The organism is Sphingomonas sp. AC449 (genome assembly GCF_979253475.1).
The window spans coordinates 56,207-75,319 of sequence record NZ_CEEDCZ010000013.1; the positions used below are offsets into that span (position 1 = coordinate 56,207).

22 protein-coding genes and 1 tRNA gene are annotated in these 19,113 nt (G+C 67.9%); 9 read left to right on the plus strand and 14 right to left on the minus strand.

Annotated elements, in window-relative coordinates; translation table 11 throughout:
• Positions 1 to 25: 25 nt before the first annotated feature.
• Together AC0CH3_RS16280 and AC0CH3_RS16285 are read right to left on the minus strand one after the other, a co-directional pair.
• Entirely contained in the window at positions 26 to 820 is a 795-nt protein-coding gene (locus AC0CH3_RS16280; RefSeq protein WP_056017164.1) for a DeoR/GlpR family DNA-binding transcription regulator, read from the minus strand.
• Positions 817 to 2,337, minus strand: a complete 1,521-nt coding sequence (locus tag AC0CH3_RS16285; RefSeq protein ID WP_354303694.1) for a glycerol-3-phosphate dehydrogenase — start codon at positions 2,335 to 2,337, stop codon at positions 817 to 819. Before AC0CH3_RS16285 ends, AC0CH3_RS16280 begins: the two co-directional genes overlap by 4 nt.
• A 118-nt stretch (positions 2,338 to 2,455) precedes the next feature.
• Here AC0CH3_RS16285 and glpK point away from each other — a divergent pair, with 118 nt between their 5' ends.
• On the plus strand, positions 2,456 to 3,949 hold the full coding sequence (gene glpK, locus AC0CH3_RS16290) for a glycerol kinase GlpK (RefSeq protein ID WP_465238070.1): 1,494 nt from the start codon (positions 2,456 to 2,458) through the stop codon (positions 3,947 to 3,949).
• On the opposite strand, the gene AC0CH3_RS16295 is transcribed toward glpK, so the two are convergent.
• Positions 3,946 to 4,875: an NAD(P)/FAD-dependent oxidoreductase gene (locus AC0CH3_RS16295; protein ID WP_354303698.1), complete on the minus strand. Its 930-nt coding sequence runs from the start codon at positions 4,873 to 4,875 to the stop codon at positions 3,946 to 3,948. The genes glpK and AC0CH3_RS16295 overlap by 4 nt on opposite strands.
• 112 nt (positions 4,876 to 4,987) lie before the next feature.
• Between AC0CH3_RS16295 and AC0CH3_RS16300 the strand changes: the two genes are divergently transcribed.
• The 3 genes from AC0CH3_RS16300 to AC0CH3_RS16310 are packed head-to-tail and all read left to right on the plus strand — an operon-like array spanning position 4,988 to position 6,660.
• A complete protein-coding gene (locus tag AC0CH3_RS16300) occupies positions 4,988 to 5,863 on the plus strand; it encodes an SDR family oxidoreductase (protein ID WP_354303700.1) in 876 nt (291 codons plus the stop codon).
• On the plus strand, positions 5,860 to 6,105 hold the full coding sequence (locus AC0CH3_RS16305) for a hypothetical protein (RefSeq protein WP_457325140.1): 246 nt from the start codon (positions 5,860 to 5,862) through the stop codon (positions 6,103 to 6,105). Before AC0CH3_RS16300 ends, AC0CH3_RS16305 begins: the two co-directional genes overlap by 4 nt.
• Before the next feature lie 57 nt (positions 6,106 to 6,162).
• A complete protein-coding gene (locus tag AC0CH3_RS16310; RefSeq protein ID WP_354304095.1) occupies positions 6,163 to 6,660 on the plus strand; it encodes a DUF427 domain-containing protein in 498 nt (165 codons plus the stop codon).
• Between the two features lie 62 nt (positions 6,661 to 6,722).
• Here AC0CH3_RS16310 and AC0CH3_RS16315 read toward each other — a convergent pair whose 3' ends face one another.
• The 6 genes from AC0CH3_RS16315 to AC0CH3_RS16340 form a co-directional block, all read right to left on the minus strand.
• The gene (locus AC0CH3_RS16315; protein WP_235532226.1) at positions 6,723 to 6,950 is read right to left on the minus strand and encodes a hypothetical protein; all 228 of its coding nucleotides are present in this window, start codon (positions 6,948 to 6,950) and stop codon (positions 6,723 to 6,725) included.
• Complete coding sequence (locus tag AC0CH3_RS16320) at positions 6,950 to 7,255, minus strand: hypothetical protein (protein WP_056017143.1); 306 nt, start codon at positions 7,253 to 7,255, stop codon at positions 6,950 to 6,952. Before AC0CH3_RS16320 ends, AC0CH3_RS16315 begins: the two co-directional genes overlap by 1 nt.
• Positions 7,256 to 7,371: 116 nt before the next feature.
• Positions 7,372 to 8,484: a glycosyltransferase gene (locus tag AC0CH3_RS16325; protein WP_465238071.1), complete on the minus strand. Its 1,113-nt coding sequence runs from the start codon at positions 8,482 to 8,484 to the stop codon at positions 7,372 to 7,374.
• Positions 8,485 to 8,589: 105 nt separating this feature from the next.
• Complete coding sequence (locus tag AC0CH3_RS16330) at positions 8,590 to 9,840, minus strand: adenosylmethionine--8-amino-7-oxononanoate transaminase (protein WP_354303707.1); 1,251 nt, start codon at positions 9,838 to 9,840, stop codon at positions 8,590 to 8,592.
• On the minus strand, positions 9,837 to 10,460 hold the full coding sequence (gene bioD, locus AC0CH3_RS16335; protein WP_465238072.1) for a dethiobiotin synthase: 624 nt from the start codon (positions 10,458 to 10,460) through the stop codon (positions 9,837 to 9,839). Before bioD ends, AC0CH3_RS16330 begins: the two co-directional genes overlap by 4 nt.
• Positions 10,457 to 11,581, minus strand: a complete 1,125-nt coding sequence (locus AC0CH3_RS16340; RefSeq protein WP_354303711.1) for an 8-amino-7-oxononanoate synthase — start codon at positions 11,579 to 11,581, stop codon at positions 10,457 to 10,459. Before AC0CH3_RS16340 ends, bioD begins: the two co-directional genes overlap by 4 nt.
• Before the next feature lie 171 nt (positions 11,582 to 11,752).
• On the opposite strand from AC0CH3_RS16340, the gene AC0CH3_RS16345 reads away from it, so the two are divergent.
• The 3 genes from AC0CH3_RS16345 (at position 11,753) to AC0CH3_RS16355 (ending at position 14,541) form a co-directional block, all read left to right on the plus strand.
• Positions 11,753 to 12,760, plus strand: a complete 1,008-nt coding sequence (locus tag AC0CH3_RS16345; protein ID WP_056017129.1) for a class 1 fructose-bisphosphatase — start codon at positions 11,753 to 11,755, stop codon at positions 12,758 to 12,760.
• 48 nt (positions 12,761 to 12,808) lie between these two features.
• Positions 12,809 to 13,291, plus strand: a complete 483-nt coding sequence (locus tag AC0CH3_RS16350; RefSeq protein ID WP_354303713.1) for a hemerythrin domain-containing protein — start codon at positions 12,809 to 12,811, stop codon at positions 13,289 to 13,291.
• Positions 13,292 to 13,359: 68 nt separating this feature from the next.
• The gene (locus AC0CH3_RS16355) at positions 13,360 to 14,541 is read left to right on the plus strand and encodes a glycosyltransferase (RefSeq protein WP_354303715.1); all 1,182 of its coding nucleotides are present in this window, start codon (positions 13,360 to 13,362) and stop codon (positions 14,539 to 14,541) included.
• Positions 14,542 to 14,544: 3 nt separating this feature from the next.
• Here the strand turns inward: AC0CH3_RS16355 and AC0CH3_RS16360 are convergent, their stop codons facing one another.
• From AC0CH3_RS16360 to yajC, 4 genes are read right to left on the minus strand one after another with little or no spacing between them, the layout of a single operon-like run.
• Positions 14,545 to 14,919 carry an MTH938/NDUFAF3 family protein gene (locus tag AC0CH3_RS16360; RefSeq protein WP_354303717.1) on the minus strand — a complete coding sequence of 125 codons (375 nt, stop codon included), beginning with the start codon at positions 14,917 to 14,919 and terminating at the stop codon, positions 14,545 to 14,547.
• Positions 14,920 to 14,938: 19 nt separating this feature from the next.
• Positions 14,939 to 15,910 carry a protein translocase subunit SecF gene (gene secF / locus AC0CH3_RS16365; RefSeq protein ID WP_056017118.1) on the minus strand — a complete coding sequence of 324 codons (972 nt, stop codon included), beginning with the start codon at positions 15,908 to 15,910 and terminating at the stop codon, positions 14,939 to 14,941.
• A 14-nt stretch (positions 15,911 to 15,924) separates the two neighbouring features.
• Entirely contained in the window at positions 15,925 to 17,529 is a 1,605-nt protein-coding gene (gene secD / locus AC0CH3_RS16370; RefSeq protein ID WP_056017114.1) for a protein translocase subunit SecD, read from the minus strand.
• Positions 17,529 to 17,867 carry a preprotein translocase subunit YajC gene (gene yajC, locus AC0CH3_RS16375; protein WP_056017111.1) on the minus strand — a complete coding sequence of 113 codons (339 nt, stop codon included), beginning with the start codon at positions 17,865 to 17,867 and terminating at the stop codon, positions 17,529 to 17,531. Before yajC ends, secD begins: the two co-directional genes overlap by 1 nt.
• A gap of 244 nt (positions 17,868 to 18,111) precedes the next feature.
• On the opposite strand from yajC, the gene AC0CH3_RS16380 reads away from it, so the two are divergent.
• Positions 18,112 to 18,188: transfer RNA gene (locus AC0CH3_RS16380), tRNA-Pro, on the plus strand.
• Between the two features lie 101 nt (positions 18,189 to 18,289).
• On the opposite strand, the gene AC0CH3_RS16385 is transcribed toward AC0CH3_RS16380, so the two are convergent.
• Entirely contained in the window at positions 18,290 to 18,832 is a 543-nt protein-coding gene (locus AC0CH3_RS16385) for a DUF3617 domain-containing protein (protein ID WP_235532225.1), read from the minus strand.
• On the opposite strand from AC0CH3_RS16385, the gene AC0CH3_RS16390 reads away from it, so the two are divergent.
• Positions 18,831 to 19,016, plus strand: coding sequence for a DUF4169 family protein (locus tag AC0CH3_RS16390; RefSeq protein ID WP_465238073.1), 186 nt, complete (start codon positions 18,831 to 18,833; stop codon positions 19,014 to 19,016). The genes AC0CH3_RS16385 and AC0CH3_RS16390 overlap by 2 nt on opposite strands.
• Positions 19,017 to 19,113: the final 97 nt, after the last annotated feature.

Genomic DNA, 19,113 nt, shown 5'->3' on the forward strand with positions numbered 1-19,113 from the left:
CCGGCGGATCGGGGAATAGCGATTGTCAGCGCAGCCCGCCATGCAGCGTCTCGACCAGCGCCACCCCCGCATCGCGGCACGCGCCGGCGAGCCTGGGGTCGGCGCGGTCGGTGACGAGGAAGTCGATGTCCGCCATGCCGCCGATCCGGACCGGGGCAGGGCGGTCGAGCTTTGAGCAGTCGAGTGCCAGCAAGACCTGGCGCGCCTGCCGGATGATCGTCTGCGACACGCGCACCTCGTCGAGGTCGAAGTCGAGGAAGCTGCCATCGGGCTCGATCGCCGACGCGCCGATCAAGGCAAAGTCGACCTTGAACGCGCGGATGCAGTCCATCGCGAGCGCGCCGACGATCGCCCGGTCGCCGGCCCGGACGCGCCCGCCCGCGACGATGACCTCGATCGTCGGATGACCGCGCAGGATGTCGACGACGTTGAGGTTGTTGGTGATCACCATCAGGTCGCGGTGATCGATCAGATGCCGCGCGATCGCTTCGGTCGTCGAACCGATGTTGATGAACAGACTGGCGCCGTTGGGAACGAGCGCGGCGGCGGCGGCGCCGATGCTCGCCTTCGCCGCGGCGGCCACCGTCCGTCGTTCGTCATAGGCGAGGTTGTCGATGCCCGACGTCACCACCGCGCCCCCATGGACGCGCGCCAGCATCGAGCGCCGCGCGAGCAGGTTCAGGTCCTTGCGGATCGTCTGCGGCGTGACCGACAGCGTCTCGGCCAGACTGTCGACGGTGACGCTGCCGGTGTGGCGTGCGATCGCCAGAATTGCCGCATGCCGCTCCGCCACCACGTCGGCGGATCCGACAGCGATCATGCGGGCGCCCCGGGTTTCAGATAGGCGGCGACCCGATCGGCGGTTCCGGCGGGCACGTGCAGGCCAAGCTTGCTGCGCCGGTAAAGTATGTCTTCCGCGGTTCGCGCCCATTCGTGCGCGACCAGATAGTCGATTTCAGCCTGATACAGGTCGCCACCGAAGGCGGTGCCGAGGTCGTCGACCTGCGCGGCCTTGCCGAGCAGGATCCGGACCCGCGTTCCATAGGCGCGCGCCAGCCGTCGCAGCATGGTCTGGGGGAGGGCCGGATAGGCGTGCTCGACCGTCTCAAGGAAGCGGTCGAAATCGGCATCGGCGATGTCGCCGCCCGGCAGTACGGCGCCCGCCGTCCACGGCTTTTCCGCGGCACCGAGCAGCGGTGCGAGGTCGCGCATCGCGTGCTCGGCGAGCTTGCGATAGGTCGTGATCTTGCCACCGAAAATGCTCAGCAGCGGCGCGAGCTCCTCGCCCTCGCTGCCCGTGTCGAGGTCGAGGACGTAATCGCGTGTCACCGCGGAGGCGTTCGCGGCCTTGTTGTCGTAGAGTGGCCGGATCCCGGCATAGCTCCATGCGATGTCCGCCTCGGTGGTGCGGCGCGCGAAATAGCGATCGATCGTGTCGAGGAGATACCGTGTCTCCCCCGCCCCGATCGCGGCCTTGGCGGGGGCGTCGGTCCATGGCTCGTCGGTCGTCCCGACCAAAGTGAACCGCCCCTCATAGGGGATGGCGAAGACGATCCGCCGATCGGCATTCTGCAGCATGAACGCGTGATCGCCCTCATACAGCTTGGGGACGACGATATGGCTGCCCTTCACGAGCCGGACGCCGCGATCCGCCCGCGCCCCTGCGACGCGACCGATCACGTCGGCGACCCAGGGCCCTGCGGCATTGACCAGCGCACGGGCCCGGACCGTGCGGGGCGCACCGTCACGGGACTCGATCGTCGCGATCCAGCCACCTTCCGCCCGCCGCGCGTCCACCAGCCGCGTCCGGGTCGCGATGATCGCGCCATGCTCTGCCGCATCGATCGCGTTCAGCACGACAAGCCGGCTGTCCTCGACCCAGCAGTCGGCATAGACGAACGCCTTGCCAGCGCGTTGCGCGAGCCCGTCGCCGAACGGGGACCGGTCGAGCGCGATGGTGCGCGTGCCCGGCAATCGGTCGCGCCCCCCGAGATGGTCGTAAAGGAAAAGGCCGAGGCGGACCATCCAGCCGGGTCGCGGCGACTGGGTCTGCGGGAGCACGAAGGCCAGCGGCCAGATGATGTGCGGCGCCATGGCGAGAAGCCGCTCGCGTTCGATCAACGCCTCGCGCACCAGCCGGAACTCGCCATATTCGAGATAGCGCAGCCCGCCATGGATCAGCTTGGTCGACGCGGACGAGGTATGGCTGGCCAGATCATCCTGTTCGACGAGCATCACCGACAGGCCGCGCCCCGCGGCGTCGCGCGCGATCCCCGCACCGTTGATGCCGCCGCCCACGATGAGCAGGTCGACCGTCGTCTCTGCGTCCGCCACCATCTTGCCGCGTTCCCAATCTCCAGCGTAGCACCGCCTATAGCGCTGTATCGATAAAACCGAAAGCATTGACGTTCGAACGAAAACGACGGACGGGTATAAACGAAACAAGGAGAGGCGCGTGGCCAAGTCGCATATTCTGGTCGTCGATCAGGGGACCACGTCGACACGCAGCATCGTCTTCGACGATCAGGCGCGGCGCGTTGCGATCGCGCAGGCCGAATTCGCGCAGCATTATCCTGCTCCCGGATGGGTCGAGCACGATCCCGAGGACATCTGGCGCGACGTCCTTGCAACCGCGCGCAGCGCGATCGACGCGAGCGGTGTCGGCGCAAGCGGGATCGCGGCGATCGGGATCACGAACCAGCGCGAGACCGCGGTGATCTGGGACCGCGCGACGGGCGCGCCGATCCACAACGCGATCGTCTGGCAGGACCGGCGCGGTGTCGAGGCGTGCCGCCGGCTCAAGGCGGACGGGGTGGAGGACCTTATCCGCGACCGTACCGGATTGCTGATCGACCCGTATTTCTCCGCGACCAAGGTCGCCTGGCTGCTCGATACCGTCCCGGGCGCACGCGCGCGCGCCGAGCGCGGCGAACTTGCATTCGGGACGATCGACAGCTTCCTGCTGTGGCGGCTCACCGGTGGCGCGGTGCATGCCACCGACGTCACCAATGCGAGCAGGACGATGCTGTTCGATATTCACCGCCACCGCTGGGACGCGGACCTGTGCGAACTGCTGCGCGTGCCGATGGCGATCCTGCCTGTCGTCCACGACAATGCGCATCTCTTCGGGACGACCGATACCGCGCTGTTCGGCGCGCCGATCCCGATAGCGGGCATGGCGGGCGACCAGCAGGCGGCGTTGTTCGGCCAGGCGTGTTTCGACCCGGGCATGGCCAAGTCGACCTATGGCACGGGCTGTTTCCTGTTGCTCAATACCGGGACCGAGGCGATCACCTCGCGCCACCGCCTGCTGACCACGCCCGCCTATCGTCTCGATGGCCGGACCACCTATGCGCTGGAGGGTTCGATCTTCGTCGCGGGCGCGGCGGTGAAGTGGCTGCGCGACGGACTCGGCGTGATCACGCATGCCAGCCAGACCGACGACCTCGCGACGCAGGTGCCCGACAGCCACGGCGTGTACATGGTGCCGGCGTTCGTCGGGCTCGGCGCGCCCTATTGGGAGCCCGATGCGCGCGGTGCGATCTTCGGGCTGACGCTGGGGGCGACCGGCGCGCATCTCGCCCGCGCCGCGCTCGAATCGGTCGCCTATCAGACGATGGATCTGGTCGAGGCGATGTCGGCGGATGGCGGGGGGCGCCCGGCGATCCTGCGCGTCGATGGCGGAATGGCCGCGAACGACTGGCTGTGCGCGTTCCTCGCCAACATGATCGCGACGCCGGTGGAGCGCCCGGGCGATCTCGAGACGACCGCGCGCGGCGCGGCGTTCCATGCGGGGCTCGCGACCAATGTCTGGTCGGGACTCGATATGCTGAAGGGACTGTGGTCGCGCGAACGCTGTTTCGAGCCCGTTATGGACGACGAAACCCGTGCGCCGCTCCTCGCCGGCTGGCGCGACGCAATCCGCCGGACGCTCGCCCCGCCCGCCTAGGCGATCAGGTCGGCCAGCATATGGCCCGAAAGCCACGCCGCCTCGACGCGCGAGGTCAGCAACCAGTCGCCGCATGCGCCCAGCCGGCGATCCGCGAGCCACACGGCGCCGCGCTGCTCCGCGCCGGACTTGGCGTAGCGCCAGCGGTGGGCGCTGGTCGTGACGACCGCGGGCATGTCCGCTCCGATCGTGTCAGCGAACGCCGCGAGGATCGCTGCCTCGACCATGGCCGGCTCGTCCTCCAGATGGGACCGCGACCAGGCCGCACTGGCCTGCAGGACCCACGCTTCGGGTCCGGTTCGTCCGGGTTTCGCGCTGTTGCGCACCGCCGATGCCAGCGGTCCGCGATTCTCGATGCGATCCGATCCGACCGGCACGCGCGCGTCATAGGCGACCATAACCGTCCAGCACGGATCGGACGGCGTCGCGCGCGCCAGCGCGGCGATCGACGGCGCCTCGGCTTCGGTCAGCGCCGGCACCTGTTCGGCGGGTATCGCGATGACCGCGCCGTCGAACGGCGCGTCCGCTACGCCGTCGCCGTGAAAATGCCAGGCCTCGCCGACGTATGCGATCCGGTCGATCCGCGTGGCCCAGCGGACATCGAGCACCGCGGCCATGGCGCGGACGGGCGCGTTCATCGCGGGCGTGCCGACCCACGCATCGTCGCCCGCCACAGGCCAGCGCGCCACGTGACCCGCATTCGACCAGTCGTCGACGGCCTTGACGAACCGCGCATCGCGCGCCGTGAAATACTGTGCGCCGTGATCGAACGCGGTTTCGCCCAGCGGCGTCGCGAGGCGGCGGGTCGACATGCGGCCGCCGGGGCCGCGCCCCTTGTCGAACAGTACGACCTCGTGCCCGCGCGCCGTCAGCGCCGTCGCGCAGGAGAGTCCGGCCATGCCGGCGCCAATGATCCCGATGCGCATCCGATTGTCCCTGTACCGCAACGGCCTGCAGAAATCTGCTGCATCCGCTTGTTATCCGGGCACTCGATAGGCGTCCGACCGTTCGTGTCGCAAGCCAACACAGGACATTGCCATGACCGAAGATCCCCGCACCAGCCAGCCCACCCGGTTTCCCGACGAACCGCAACAGCCAAGCCCGGGGCTCGAGACCGCGATGCGGACGAAGCCCGATCATGGTGAGGAAAGCTATGTTGGCAAGGGGGCGCTCAAGGGCCGCGTCGCGCTGATTACCGGCGGGGATTCGGGGATCGGTCGTGCGGTCGCGATCGCCTATGCGCGCGAGGGGGCGGACGTCGCGATCTCGTATCTTGCCGAGGAACAGGCGGATGCGGACGAAACGCGCGTTTGGGTCGAGAAGGCGGGGCGCCGGTGCCTTCAACTGCCCGGGGACATCCGTGATCGCGCGCATTGCGCGGTACTTGTCGAGCGGACCGTCGCCGAACTTGGCGGCATCGACATCCTCGTCAACAACGCCGCCGCACAGACGGTGAACACGGGGCTCGACGATATCGACGACGACGAGATGCAGGCCGCCTTCGCCGCGAACGTCTATGCGATGATCCGGTTGAGCAAGGCCGCGGTGCCGCACATGAAGCCGGGTAGCGCGATCGTGAACTCCACGAGCGTGCAGGCCAAGGTCGCGACCGAGAACATGATCGTCTATGCGACCACGAAAGGCGCGATCGCCAGCCTGACGATCGGCCTGTCCAACCTGCTCGCGCCCAAGGGCATCCGCGTCAACTGCGTTGCGCCGGGGCCCGTATGGACGCCGATCCAGCCGATCGCCAAGGGCGCGGACGAACTCGAGACGCTTGGCCAGAACACCCCGCTGGGTCGCGCGGGCCAGCCCGGCGAACTCGCGCCCGCCTATGTTCTGCTCGCCTCGGACGAGGGGAGCTACATGTCGGGGGCGCTGATCCCGGTCACGGGTGGCATGCCGATGCTATGATGCGGGCCGTCGCGCGAACCCGCCGGCCGATGCTGCATTATGTCGGGTTTCGCGGCGACGAATATCTTCGGGCGGTCCGCGTGTTCGGACCGCCCGATTTCGTGCATATCGGGTGGGATAGCTGGGCGAGGATGGAGGTCGTGGAAGGCGATACCGCGATCTTCGCGCGGGGCACCTTCGACGACATGCCGTCGGCCTATGGCTTTCCCGACTTGCGTGAGACGGGCGATGCGGAGCGATAAGACAGGACAGGCGATGGGTGTGACGGTGAAGGACGACCTCATGGTGGCCCGATGACGATGATCCGTCCGACCCCTGATACCCCGTTGCCGGGACAGGAAAGTGTCTGGGCTTATCCGCGCCCGGCGATCGCCAGTCCCACGCCGCGTCGGATCAGGATCGTCCATCGCGGGATCGTCCTGGTCGACACGCGCGCGGCGGTCCGCACGCTCGAGACGAGCCATCCCCCCAGTTACTATATCCCGCCAGCCGACATTCTCGCGGATGCGGTGCGACCGTCGCGACGCGGGTCATTCTGCGAGTGGAAGGGGCAGGCGGTCTATCATGACGTCACGATCGATGGCGAAGTCTTGCGCGATGTCGCCTGGAGCTATCCTGCGCCCACCGCGCCCTTTGTGATGCTGCGCGATCATCTCGCCTTTTATGCGGCGCCGTTCGATGCGTGTTTCGTCGACGACGAACGCGTCGTGCCGCAAGCGGGCGACTTCTACGGCGGGTGGATCACGAGCGATCTGGCAGGCCCGTTCAAGGGGGTCCCTGGCAGCAGATTCTGGTAAGTATCGGCGCGCTCAGCGATCGAGCCGGGCACCCGCGGAGGGGCCCGGCGCGTATCGGGTTTTCAGTTAACGCCCTGCTTGCGCGCCCCGGTGATCATCTTGCGCGCGATGGTGCGGACCGCCTCGTCGTCCTTCGTGCCGTCATTCGCCGGATCGCCGAGATGGTCGAGGCTCTGCTCGAGAAAATCGAGCAGTCCTGCATGACGATCCTCGACGAATTCCATCATCTTGAACAGCAGATGCTCGGTGGCGATCTCGCGTTGACGCGCCAGTGTCGCGGTGTCGGCCATCACGCCTGTCCCGACCGCTCGGATGCATCGAACTCGGCGAACGCCTCGCGTACCTCGCTGGCGGCTGCGTCGTCGGCGACCTCGACAGTGACCACGACCTTGCCGTTCAATTCCGCATCGTCACGCGCCTCGGGGCTGGGCTGTCCCGCTTCGTTGTCGGAACCCGCTTCCTCGACGCCGGCCGTGTTCTCGTCGCCATCGGCGGCAACGACGATCTTGCCGCGATCGATGTCGAACTGCTGGACCAGTCGCTCGACGGTCATCTCGGCTTCGCGTCGCGTATCGAATTTCCCGGTCAGTTTCATGCTGCTTACCCTTCAGCCGACATGGCTCAGGGACAGAACCATCGAGTTCCGCGTCGGTGCCATCGTGCGGCGTCGTTTCGCCTGTGACGGCGACGTCGGCGCGTCGGGCCGTGGCATCATCCCGTTGTCGGGCGCGCCCAGAGAGCGACGGCCATCCCCTCGAGATAGCGCGCGGCGGCGGCGGCGGCCGCGTCCGCCTGCAACACGGTCAGCGCTTCGGGGGCGAGCGCCTTGGCCGCGTCGAGCAGCCCGCGCCACGGCGTCGATGCGCCCGGCCAGTTGAACAGCGCAATCGCTGCGCCGAGTTCGGCCAGTCGTTCGGCCTTGCGAACCTGTTCGTCGAAATAGCGCCATTCGGGTGCGCAGACATAGGGGCGTCCCACGCGCGCGATCTCGTGGACGATCGTGTCGCCTGCGGAGGCGACGACGACGTCTGCCGCGGCGAGGTAGTCGGTGATGCCGGAAACCCATCCCCGCATGTCGAGATTGCCGAAATCGGTTTCGTGCCCCTCGCGCTGGACGGGGCCGAGCACCAGCCACTGCGTGTCGGGGAGTGCGCGTGCGGCCATCGTCAGCGGCGCATAGGGCGTGCCCGCGCCGCCGCCGCCGGTCAGCACCACGACGATCTCGCGCTGGGGGTCGAGGCCAAGCCGGGTGCGCGCCTCGGCCTTGGTCGGCACGATGTCCTGCGTCGTGCAGAGCCCGCCGGTGTAACAGGTCCTGGCGCGGATCCAGTCTGGCGTATCGCGTTGCTCAAGCGCTTCGTCGAACGGCGCGAGCAGCCCGACGCACGCCTGATACCCCGCCACATGCGCCGGATCGGCGCGGTTCCCGTGCATCCGGATCCCAATCGCAGGCACGCTCGCGATCCGTGCAAGCAGCGCGATCTCCGCGGAGACGTCGATCAGGAACAGCGCGGGGTCGACCGTGTCGAGATGCGCGAGGATCGTCCGCATCGATCGGCGGATCGCCGCGTCGCCGAGCGGCGCGCGGTGCATGATGTCCGGCGTCGGCTGGGCGGCGAGCAGGGGTGGGGGACTGTAGGCCGCGTCAGCCTCGTCGGGCAACGCCGTGATCGCGACGTCGCGCGCGAACCCGTCGAATAGCGCGGGGCGTGCCGTCAGGATCGTGACGGCGCGCTCCGCGGGCAACGCGCTGATGATCGCCATCGCGCGATTGGCATGCCCTCGGCCCTGATGGCCGACATAGAAGGTGATTGGCTGCTGCATCGCTGATCGATACCCGCTTGGCAGGCTGAAATCGCGCTTAATTCGGCATGGTCGATGACGGTCGAGTGAAATGGACCGCGGATCGACGCTATGCCGGCGCGATCGCTAGAGCAAGGTCGCGCACGCCTCCTCGATGGCACCGTAGATCGCGTCGAGGTCGGTATCGTCGATGCAATAGGGCGGCATGACGTACACCGTGTTGCCGAGCGGGCGGAGCAGCAGGTCGCGGCCCACGAAGAACCGGGACAGTCGTGGACCAAGGTCGGAGAGGTACCCACCATCCCCGACCTGCAGGTCGACCGCCGTGATCGTACCGATGCGACGCGGATTGGTCACGCCGCGCACGCCCGAAAGCCGGCCGAGACGGGCCGCCTGGCGTGTGCCCAAAAGGGCGATCCTGTCGTGCACCGGCTCGTCGTGCCAGATCGCCAGGTTCGCGTTGGCAGCGGCGCACGCGATCGGGTTCGCGGTATAGCTCGACGAATGGAAGAACATCCGCGCGCGGTCGTCGGACAGATGCGCGTCGAAGATCTCGGCGGTCGCCATCGTCACGGCAAGCGGGACCGCGCCACCGGTCAAGCCTTTGGACAGGCACAGGATGTCAGGGACGATGTCCGCCTGCTCGCACGCCAGCACGGTCCCGGTGCGACCCCAGCCGGTCATCACCTCGTCGGCGATGAACAGCACGCGGTGGCGTGCACAGATCGCGCGCATCCCGGCGAGGACGTGCGGCGGATAGACCAGCATGCCGCCCGCGCCGAGCACCAGCGGCTCGACGATGAATGCGGCAGGGGCGGCCCGGCACGCCGCCTCCAGCGCGTCGAGACTTGCCTGCTCACAACCGGGATGCGGAAAGGGGATCGTGTCGACGTCGAACAGCAACGGCGCATAGGCGCGGTTGTAGACGCCGCGCTCGCCGACCGACATCGTTCCGATCGTGTCGCCGTGATAGCTGTGCTCGAGCACCAAGATCCGGTCGCGCGGCTCGCCCCGGTTGCGCCAGAAGCCGAGCGCCATCTTCAGCGCGACCTCGACCGCGGTCGAGCCCGAGTCCGAGAAGAAGACATGCTGCAGGGCGGGCGGCATGATGTCGATCAGCCCGCGCGCCAGCGTCTCGGCGGGTTCGTGCGTCCAGCCCGCGAAGATGATCTGGTCCATCCGCCCCGCCTCGTCGGCGATCGCAGCCATGATCCGCGGATGGCGATGGCCATGCGTGGTCACCCACCAGGACGAGATCGCATCGACGATCCGCCGCCCGTCGCTCGTGTAGAGCGCCGCGCCTTCGGTCCGCGCGATCTGCGGAATCGGGTCGCCAAGCCCGTGCTGCGTGAAGGGGTGCCAGATCGGCGACGTCATGCGAAATCCTCGATCGCGAAGCCCGCTGCGAACGCCGCGCGCAGCGATGCCGCGTCGAGCGTTGGAAGAATGGGCAATCGCCCCAGTCGCTTGACGCCGCCAAGCCGCATGATCGCCTCTTCGCTGTGCGCAACCGGATCGCCGATGAACGCGACCCCCAGGATCGGCACGTCCCTGCGGCGCAGCGCCTCGATCGACAGGAGGCTGTGGTTGATCGTGCCGAGCGTCGTGCGTGCGACCAGCACGACGGGAAGGCGCCAGCGCGCGAACAGGTCGGCAAAGACGACCGTCTCGGTCAGCGGGACCATCACGCCGCCCGCGCCCTCGATCACCAGCGGACCCGGCACCGCCGGCGGGACCAGCCGGTCGACGTCGATCGTCACGCCGTCGAGCGTTGCCGCGCGATCGGGCGAGCATGGCGTCTCCAGCCGATAGGCCTCGTCGAGGATCTTGCCGCGCGCGAGGCCCGACAGCGCAGCGACGCGCGCCGCGTCGCTGCCGCCGTCGAGGCCGGCCTGGACGGGTTTCCAGTAGGACGCACCGAGCGCGCCGGCGAGTGCGGCGGCGAACACGGTCTTGCCGATGTCGGTATCGGTGCCGGTAACGACGAAACGGGTCATGATCGGGCCTTCTGAAGCGCATCGGCGAGCGCGGTGATGTCGTGTTCGGTCACGTTGAGCGTAAGCGAGATCCGGAGCCGCGACGTCCCCTGCGGTACGGTCGGCGGGCGAATCCCGCGGATGTCGAACCCCGCCGCCTGCACCGCGGCCGCGATGCGCATCGTCGCCGCATCGTCGCCGATGACGAGCGGCAGGATCTGCGACCCCGTCGGCGTGACGCCGTGCGGTGCGAGTGCATGTTCCGCATGCGTCACCAGCGCGTGCAGGGCGGTGCGACGGTCGGGCTCGTCGGCGAGGATGCGCAGGCTCTCGCGCGCGGCGCTCGCCATCAGCGGCGATGGTGCGGTCGAGAAGATGAAGGCGCGCGCGCGGTTGATCAGGAAGTCGCGAACCACGGCGGGCCCGCATACCAGCGCGCCCTCGCACCCCATCGCCTTGCCGCAGGTGCGCAGCGTGACGACGTCCGGGCTTCCCTCGAATGCGCCCGCTAGCCCGCGTCCGTCGGCACCGAACACGCCCGTCGCATGCGCCTCGTCGATCAGCAGGACGCCGTTATGCCGCTGCGCGACAGCGACCAGCTCGTCGAGCGGTGCACGATCGCCATCCATGCTGTAGAGGCTTTCGACCGCGATCCAGGGGCGCCCCCGTCCGCCGCCGCGCCGCCACGCGAGGATCGCATCGTCGAACGCGGTCACGTCGTTGTGCGCGGCCGCGACGCTGTCTCCGCGGCCAAGACGCATCCCCTCGTGCGCGCTCGCATGAATCAGCGCGTCGTGCACCACGAGGTCGCCGCGCTGCGGCAGCGTCGCGAACAGCGCGGCGTTGGCCGCGTAACCGGTTGAAAAATAGAGCGCGGTCTCCGCGCCGAAAAAGGCCGCGGCCTCCGCTTCGAGCATCTCATGCTCGGGATCGTTGCCGCGCAACAGCCGCGATCCGCCCGAGCCGATCGGCACGCCGCGCGCGATCGCGTCGGATACGGCCGCCGCGATCCGGCGGCTCCGTCCGAGCGCCAGATAGTCGTTGGACGAAAAATCTTTTCCCCGTCGTTCGATCAGCACACGCCGCCGCGCGATCGCGTCGAGAGCGGCCAAGTCGTTGCGATGCGGGTCAAACACGGACATCGCGCAAGCCTCTAGCGGCAATGCACCGGCCGCGCGACCCGGTTGCGCCGACCCGTGCGCGTCGGTCAGATTGGGATCGTTCGGCCGAATGGGGTATTTCTCTCCTATGGTATAGCGGGACCGGCTTGGCTAACCCCGTTTTCTCCATTCCGGTCGAAGGTATCCCGCCCCATGAAGCGCAAGACGCTGACCCAGTTTCTGATCGAACAGCAACGCGAAGCCGGCACGCTGCAACCCCAGCTGCGCCTCCTGATCGAGGTCGTCGCGCGGTCGTGCAAGGCGATCAGCCATGCGATCGGCAAGGGTGCGCTCGGCAACGTGCTGGGCAGCCTCGACAGCGAGAACGTCCAGGGCGAGGTGCAGAAGAAGCTCGACGTGATCGCCAACGAGATGCTGCTCGAGGCGAACGAGTGGGGCGGCCATCTCGCGGCGATGGCATCGGAGGAGATGGAGACGATCCACCTCGTCCCGAACCGCTATCCCAAGGGCGAATATCTGCTGCTGTTCGATCCGATCGACGGGTCGAGCAACATCGACGTCGATCTTTCGGTCGGCACGATCTTTTCGGTGCTGCGCGCGGCCGAGACCGCGTCGGGTGCCGACGTGACCGAGAATGATTTCCTCCAGGCGGGGCAGACGCAGGTCGCGGCCGGCTATGCGGTGTACGGCCCGCAGACGATCCTGGTGCTGACCGTCGGCGCGGGCGTCCACGAGTTCACGCTCGATCGTGAGGTCGGGTCGTGGGTCATGACGGATACCAACATCCGCATGCCCGGCGGCAAGCGCGAGTTCGCCATCAACACCTCGAACGCGCGGCAATGGTCGGCCGAGGTCACGCAGTTCATCGACGATCGGGTCGCGGGTGCCGAAGGGCCGCTCGGCAAGGATTACAACATGCGCTGGACCGGATCGATGGTCGCCGATGCGCACCGGATCCTCAAGCGCGGCGGCGTCTTCCTGTATCCACGCGACGTTCGCCAGCCGGGCAAGGTCGGCAAGCTGCGGCTGATGTACGAGGGCAATCCGATGGCGATGCTGATGGAGCAGGCCGGCGGTGCCGCGACCGATGGCGAACAGCGCATCCTGTCGATCGAGCCCAGCAGCCTGCACCAACGTATCGGCCTGATCATGGGTGATCCGGCCGAAGTCGAAGCGATTACCAGCGCGTATCGGGACTGATCGGCGCGCAGTCGGCGGCCCGGTACGACGTGACGAGAGGAGCAAGAGATGGATGTTGCGTCACAAGGATATGCCGCCGACCGCGAGGATCGCGCGTCCTGGAGCCGGCTGATCGACGATCACGACCGGATCGCCGAACGATGCGTGGACCTGGTCGCATTGCTCCAGCGGCGCCACCGGAACTGCGCGGCGGCGTCGCGCAAGCTGGTCGATCTGGCCGTGCTGGTCGCGGATCATCTCGGCGTCGAGGATGATATCGTCGACCTCAGCGCGCTCGCGACCGAGGCCGACTATGCCCCCGAGACGGTCGAGCGGATGGCGGCCGAACTGGCCGCGCTGCGGCGCGACTGGCGCGTGTACATTGGACGCTGGCTACCGACGATCGAGCCCGGCGACTGGACCGAATTCCGTGCCGAATCAGAGGCGATGCTGGAACGGTTGTCGCATCAGGTGAAGCGCGAGAGCGCGCTGCTGTACGATGATGCGCTGCAAACCGGGGTGATCGCCACGGGACCGGTCGAGCTGCACTGAGCCGCAGGTGACGGTTGAGCGCGCGCGGGTTCGCGCGATCTTAACCGACCCGCTCTACCTGGAGGCACATGCTGCGCGTCCTGACCCTGTCCAGCCTGTTCCCCGACGCGACGCGGCCGAATTTCGGGGTGTTCGTCGAGCGGCAGACGCTCGGCCTCGCTGCGCATCACGGCGTCGAACTGCGTGCCGTCGCGCCCGTCGGCGTGCCGCCGCTACCGTTTGATCGCCTGTCCCGATACGCGCCGCTGACGCGGTTGCCGACGCGCGAGACGTGGCGAGGGATCGAGGTCGATCGGCCGCGCTTTACGACGGTTCCGGCGACGCAGGGGCGGTGGCATGCCGCCGCGCTGGTTCGCGCACTGGTCCCGCTGCTGGATGCGCTTCGCACCGACTTCGCATTCGATGTCATTGATGCGTCGTTCTTCTTTCCCGACGGTGTCGCCGCGGTGGCGCTGGGACGGCGGTACGGGGTGCCCGTCTCGATCAAGGCGCGCGGCGCGGATATTCATCATTGGGGATGCGCCGGCGCGACGCGCGCGCAGGTCGTTGACGCGGGGCGGGCGGCGGACGGTCTGCTTGCGGTCAGCGGCGCGATGAAGGCGGACATGATCGCGCTCGGCATGCCGGGCGATCGGATCCGGGTGCACCATACGGGCGTCGATCACGACCGGTTTCACCCGATCGATGCCGAGGACCGGACGCGCGAGAAACGGGAGCTCGGCGTTCGTGGTCCGCTCGTCCTCTCGGTCGGGGCGCTGATCCCGCGCAAGGGGCATGACGTGGTGATCGAGGCGGTCGCGCGGCTGCCCGGCGTGGCGTTGCTGATCGCGGGGGAGGGGAGCGACCGTCCCCGGCTCGAGGCCGCGATCGCCCGTCACGGCGTTGCGGACAGGGTCCGGCTGCTCGGAAGCGTCGCGCATGCGGATATTCCGCGGCTCGTCGCGACGGCGGACGTCATGGCGCTGGCGTCGGCGTCGGAAGGGCTCGCCAATGCGTGGGTCGAGGCACTGGCGTGCGGGACGCCGATCGTGATCACCGAGGCGGGCGGCGCGGGCGAGGTGGTGACGTCGCGCGATGCCGGGCGGATCGTGCCGCGCGACGCCGCCGCCTTTGCCGCGGCGATCGCCGACGTGCTGGCCGACCCGCCTGCGGTCGACGCGACATGCGCGGTGGCCGGGCGGTTTACGTGGGAGGCGAATACCGCGGCGCTCTACGCGCATCTCGCGGGACTGGTCGGACCGCGGTCCTAGGCCTTATTCTTCAAGCGGATAGAGCGCGCCGGCGATCCACCGGCCTTCGCCGCGCAGCACCGCCCAGGCACGCGCCGCCGCACGGCTGTCCATCGCCTCGATCCCGATGCCGCGCGCCTCGACCGCACGACGGAACGCCGCGGACGGCTGCCGCAGCTGCGTGCCGGTGCCAAGCAACAGGAACTCCGGTGCAGGGGACAAGCCGAGGATAGCGTCGATATCCGATGCCGCGAGCGCCGCGAACGGCGGCGGGGTCCAGCCGTCCGCGCGTTCGGGGGTGATCAGCAGCGCAGTATAATAGCCGTCGTCGACCTTGAACCCGGCGCGACCGATCGCCGCGATCATCGGCCCGTCGGTCTTCTCGCGGTCCATCCTCATGCGCGAGCCCCGCCGCGCATCAGCGTCCGGCCTTCGGGCCGACCCGTTCCGCGCCGTCCTGATCGCCCTTGCGGCCCTCGGGCTCGGCGCGCAGGCCGAGCGTGATGAGCAGCGACGACGAGACGTAGATCGACGAATAGGTGCCGACGACGATGCCGAGGATCATCGCGGCGGTGAAGCCGCGCAGCACGTGCCCGCCGAGGATCAGCATCGCGAACAGCGCGAGCAGGATCGTCACCGAGGTCATGACGGTACGCGGCAGCGTCTCGTTCACCGACAGGTCGATGATCTCGCGCATGTCCATCTTGCGGTACCGGCGCATGTTCTCGCGGATGCGGTCGTCGATCACGATCTTGTCGTTGATCGAATAGGAGATGATCGTCAGCACGGCCGCGACGATGTTGAGATCGACCTCGAAATAATCGCGCATCAACGCGAAAAAGCCGATCGTCATCAACAGGTCGTGGACGATCGCGACGATCGTCGAGACGCCGAACTGCCACTCGAACCGGACGACCGCGAACAGCGCGATGCCGAGGATCGACAGCCCGACCGCGAGCAGGCCGCGGGTGATCAGCTCGTCGGAGACCTTGCCCGTGATCGTGTCGTATTTGGAGAAGGTCGCGCCCGGGAACTTGACCGCGAGGTGGTCGGAAACCTTCTTCACCAGCCGGTTGGTCGCCCCTTCGTCGTTGCTCTCGGGCAGCGGGAGGCGGATCGACAGCGTCCGCGGGTTGCTGAACGACTGGATCGAGGCTTCGCCGACGCCGAGCCGGTCGACTTCGGTCCGCACCGCCTCGATCGACGGCGGGGTCGCGAAATTCTCCTCCATCAGCACGCCGCCGACAAAGTCGACGCCCATGTTGAGGCCGCGGACCGCGACCAGTCCGATCGCCAGCAGCGAGAGGACGAGAGTCAGCCCGAACGCCCATTTGCGGAGCGCGACGAACTGCAGGTTGGTGTTGTCGGGTACGAGTTTCAGCAGGCGCATGATGATCTCCCGCCTCAAATATTGATCGTGGAGGGACGGTTCTTGCGCAGCCACAGCGCCACCAACATCCGCGTGAAGGTCACCGCGGTGAACACGCTGGTGCAGATGCCGATCAGCAGCACGACCGCGAAGCCCTTGACCGGGCCCGAGCCCAGCAGGAGCATGATCACGCCGGTGATCGCGTGCGTCACGTTCGCCTCGAAGATCGTGCGCGACGCCTCCTTATAGCCGAGCTCGACCGCCTGGACGACGTTGCGCCCGCGGCGGCGTTCCTCGCGAATCCGCTCGTTGATCAGCACGTTGGCGTCAACTGCGGTACCGATCGTCAGCACGAAGCCGGCGATGCCGGGCAGCGTCAGCGTCGCACCGAGCATCGACATGACCGCGACGATCACGAGGATGTTGATGACCACCGCGAGGTTCGCATAGAGGCCGAACCGGCCATAGGTGACGAACATGAACACGATCACCGCGACCGCGGCGACGATGCTCGCCAGCACGCCCGCGCGGATCGAATCCTTGCCGAGATCGGGGCTGACGGTGCTCTCGGCGATGATCTTCAGATTCACCGGCAGCTTGCCCGAACGCAGCGAGATGGCGAGCGAGTTCGCGGATTCGGTGGTGAAGTTGCCCGAGATCGAGGCGCGGCCGCCAAGGATCGGCTCGTTGATGTTGGGCGCGGAAATGACTGAATTGTCGAGGATGATCGCGAACGGCTTGTTCGTGTTCTCCTGCGTGACCTTGGCGAAACGGCGGCCGCCGACCGCATCGAAGGTGATCGCCACCTGCGGCGCGTTGGTCTGCGGCTCGAATTCCTGGCGCGCATCGGCGAGCTGGTCGCCCGAGATGATCACCGACCGCTTGACCGCGATGAAGGGAACCCCCTGCGGGTTGCCGGGATAGGGCAGGACCTGGCTGCCGACGGGCGCGATGCCCTTGACGAGGTCGGCGGGGTTCGCGGTCTCGTCGACCAGCTTGAATTCGAGCTTGGCGGTCTTGCCGAGCAGGCTTTTCAGCGCCTGCGGATCCTGCAGTCCGGGGACCTGGACGACGATTCGCGTCGCGCCCTGGCGGACGATCGACGGCTCCTTGGTGCCGAGTTCGTCGATGCGGCGGCGGACGACTTCGGTCGCATCCGTCATCGCGCGGTCGATGGCCTGCTGGAGCCCGGCCTCGGTCGGCTTGAGCACGAACCGGCTCGTGTCGACGACGGTGATGTCCCATTCGCGCTGGCCGCTCATCCCGGCGCCGCCGCCGGTGATCCCGAGCAGCCGCTCACGCGCCGCATCGACCTGGCTCGGATCGCGGAGCAGGAAGCTAAGCTGCCCGCCACGCACCGAAATATCGCCGATCGCGATCCGCGGCGTGCCGTTGCGCATCGTCCCCGCGACGCTGTCGCGCATCGCCTCGATCCGCGTGTTCGCGAGATCGGCGGTGTCCGCCTCGAGCAGCAGATAGCTGCCGCCCGCCAGATCGAGACCCAGGTTGATCCGCTGATGCGGGATCGCCCCCCACTTGCTGGTCGTCGATTCGGAGAAAAAGCTCGGGATCGCAAGCGCGCAGAGCACGGCCAGCAGGCCGATGATCGAGGCGACCTTCCAGCGGGGAAAGTCCAGCATCAGTCGTTCGCCGGCTTCGTGTTCGGGCTGGTGATGTCGGTCAGCGTCGCCTTGACGACGCGGACGCGCGTGTTCGGCGCGATCTCGACCTCGACGATGCTATCCTCGACCTTGGTCACCTTGCCGATGATCCCGCCCGAGGTCACGACGCTGTCGTTCTTCTTGACCGCGGCGACCGACGCCTGGAGCGCCTTCATCCGCTTTTGCTGCGGACGGATCATCAGGAAATAGAACACGATGAAGACGAGGAAGAGCGGCGCGATGCTCAGGAAAGAGGCGATGCCGCCCGATGCTGCCGTCTCGCCGGCGGCCTGCGCGTATGCTGGGGAAATGAACATGGAGTCCCGTTTTGGCTGGTGGGCAGGCGCCATACGCCCGCGCTCGCATGGGCGATGCCGCTATCACCGGTTGCGGGTCCGTGCAACCGATGTGCGGGGCAGGCGGCCGCGTATGACGCCGGTGAAGCGAGCCGCAGCGGCGACGAGCGCGCGCGGCCGGTTCGGCAAAATCACGGTCGCGACACGGTTTTTGCGGCATTCGCTTGCATCGCGTGCGGCATCGGCATAAGGCGCGCCCCTCGGTCGGGGCGTAGCGCAGCCTGGTAGCGCATCACACTGGGGGTGTGGGGGTCGCAGGTTCGAATCCTGTCGCCCCGACCAGAGAATTTCAGGCCGCTGGCGGATCGCATCGGATCCGGCCCGGCCTGTTTCCCTTACACTATCGGCAGCGCTTACAGGGCCTTGAGCGTCGCGTACGGCGGTCAGCCCTTGCAGGTCGGGCCGGCGCGCGTCGCGACCTGATCCGCGACGATCCGCATCGCGCCCTTGTCGGTCTGCCCGGTCATCGTCATCCGGGCGGTGAAGCCGCTCGCGCCGTAGCTGCCCGCGCGGACGACGCGCATCGGCGGGCCCTTTTTCTGCGGGCACAGCATGACATGATCGATTCGCCCGCCGTCGAATTGCGCGCGCTCGACGGTGCATTTCGCATCGGGGCGGGGCACGAACAGCGTCGCGACACCGGTCCGCGCCTGGTCGGGCGCGATGCATTTATGCTCGGTCTTCGACTTGCCGCGCATCATCCGCAGCATGAAGCCGGGGGCGCCCGGAATCTCGAGGTCGACCGCGGTCGACTTGATCGCCCAGTTGCCCGCGGGAAGCGACTGCGCCGACGTCGCGGCGGGGCACAGCAGGACGGGGGCCAGCAGGACGGGCAACAGCAGGAAAGGCGGGGATATCTGGCGCATAGGCGGGGCAGTCTGTAGCGCGATCGGGATGCTGGCAAGCGGCGAACGGAGATTTGTCATGGGCGAGATCGTCAATCTTCGACTGGCGCGCAAGGCGCGGGCGCGCCGCGCGGCGGCGGCGGCGGCGGACGTCAATCGCGCGGCGTTCGGGCGGACCAAGGCGGAGCGCGCGCGGGATGCAGCGGATCGGGCGAAGGTCGAGCGGGTGCTCGATCAAGCGCGGCGGGATGGGGAGGAAAGCTGAGTTCCGGCAATAGGTTGCGGGTTCGTGGCGTGATCGAGGGGGCGGTGTGCGGGGCTCTGGATCCTGACTTTCGTCAGGATGACGGGGTTGTGGGGGG

Bases quoted from the DNA above. Each gene is read 5' to 3' on its own strand.
- secD (WP_056017114.1), bottom strand. From the start codon at position 17,529: ATGCTGGACTTTCCCCGCTGGAAGGTCGCCTCGATCATCGGCCTGCTG.
- AC0CH3_RS16390 (WP_465238073.1), top strand. From the start codon at position 18,831: ATGGGCGAGATCGTCAATCTTCGACTGGCGCGCAAGGCGCGGGCGCGC.
- AC0CH3_RS16310 (WP_354304095.1), top strand. From the start codon at position 6,163: ATGATCCGTCCGACCCCTGATACCCCGTTGCCGGGACAGGAAAGTGTC.
- AC0CH3_RS16340 (WP_354303711.1), bottom strand. From the start codon at position 11,581: ATGTCCGTGTTTGACCCGCATCGCAACGACTTGGCCGCTCTCGACGCG.
- AC0CH3_RS16345 (WP_056017129.1), top strand. From the start codon at position 11,753: ATGAAGCGCAAGACGCTGACCCAGTTTCTGATCGAACAGCAACGCGAA.
- AC0CH3_RS16360 (WP_354303717.1), bottom strand. From the start codon at position 14,919: ATGAGGATGGACCGCGAGAAGACCGACGGGCCGATGATCGCGGCGATC.
- AC0CH3_RS16280 (WP_056017164.1), bottom strand. From the start codon at position 820: ATGATCGCTGTCGGATCCGCCGACGTGGTGGCGGAGCGGCATGCGGCA.
- AC0CH3_RS16385 (WP_235532225.1), bottom strand. From the start codon at position 18,832: ATGACAAATCTCCGTTCGCCGCTTGCCAGCATCCCGATCGCGCTACAG.
- AC0CH3_RS16330 (WP_354303707.1), bottom strand. From the start codon at position 9,840: ATGACGTCGCCGATCTGGCACCCCTTCACGCAGCACGGGCTTGGCGAC.
- AC0CH3_RS16355 (WP_354303715.1), top strand. From the start codon at position 13,360: ATGCTGCGCGTCCTGACCCTGTCCAGCCTGTTCCCCGACGCGACGCGG.
- AC0CH3_RS16305 (WP_457325140.1), top strand. From the start codon at position 5,860: ATGATGCGGGCCGTCGCGCGAACCCGCCGGCCGATGCTGCATTATGTC.
- AC0CH3_RS16320 (WP_056017143.1), bottom strand. From the start codon at position 7,255: ATGAAACTGACCGGGAAATTCGATACGCGACGCGAAGCCGAGATGACC.
- AC0CH3_RS16295 (WP_354303698.1), bottom strand. From the start codon at position 4,875: ATGCGCATCGGGATCATTGGCGCCGGCATGGCCGGACTCTCCTGCGCG.
- secF (WP_056017118.1), bottom strand. From the start codon at position 15,910: ATGCGCCTGCTGAAACTCGTACCCGACAACACCAACCTGCAGTTCGTC.
- bioD (WP_465238072.1), bottom strand. From the start codon at position 10,460: ATGACCCGTTTCGTCGTTACCGGCACCGATACCGACATCGGCAAGACC.
- AC0CH3_RS16325 (WP_465238071.1), bottom strand. From the start codon at position 8,484: ATGCAGCAGCCAATCACCTTCTATGTCGGCCATCAGGGCCGAGGGCAT.
- AC0CH3_RS16300 (WP_354303700.1), top strand. From the start codon at position 4,988: ATGACCGAAGATCCCCGCACCAGCCAGCCCACCCGGTTTCCCGACGAA.
- AC0CH3_RS16285 (WP_354303694.1), bottom strand. From the start codon at position 2,337: ATGGTGGCGGACGCAGAGACGACGGTCGACCTGCTCATCGTGGGCGGC.
- yajC (WP_056017111.1), bottom strand. From the start codon at position 17,867: ATGTTCATTTCCCCAGCATACGCGCAGGCCGCCGGCGAGACGGCAGCA.
- AC0CH3_RS16315 (WP_235532226.1), bottom strand. From the start codon at position 6,950: ATGGCCGACACCGCGACACTGGCGCGTCAACGCGAGATCGCCACCGAG.
- AC0CH3_RS16350 (WP_354303713.1), top strand. From the start codon at position 12,809: ATGGATGTTGCGTCACAAGGATATGCCGCCGACCGCGAGGATCGCGCG.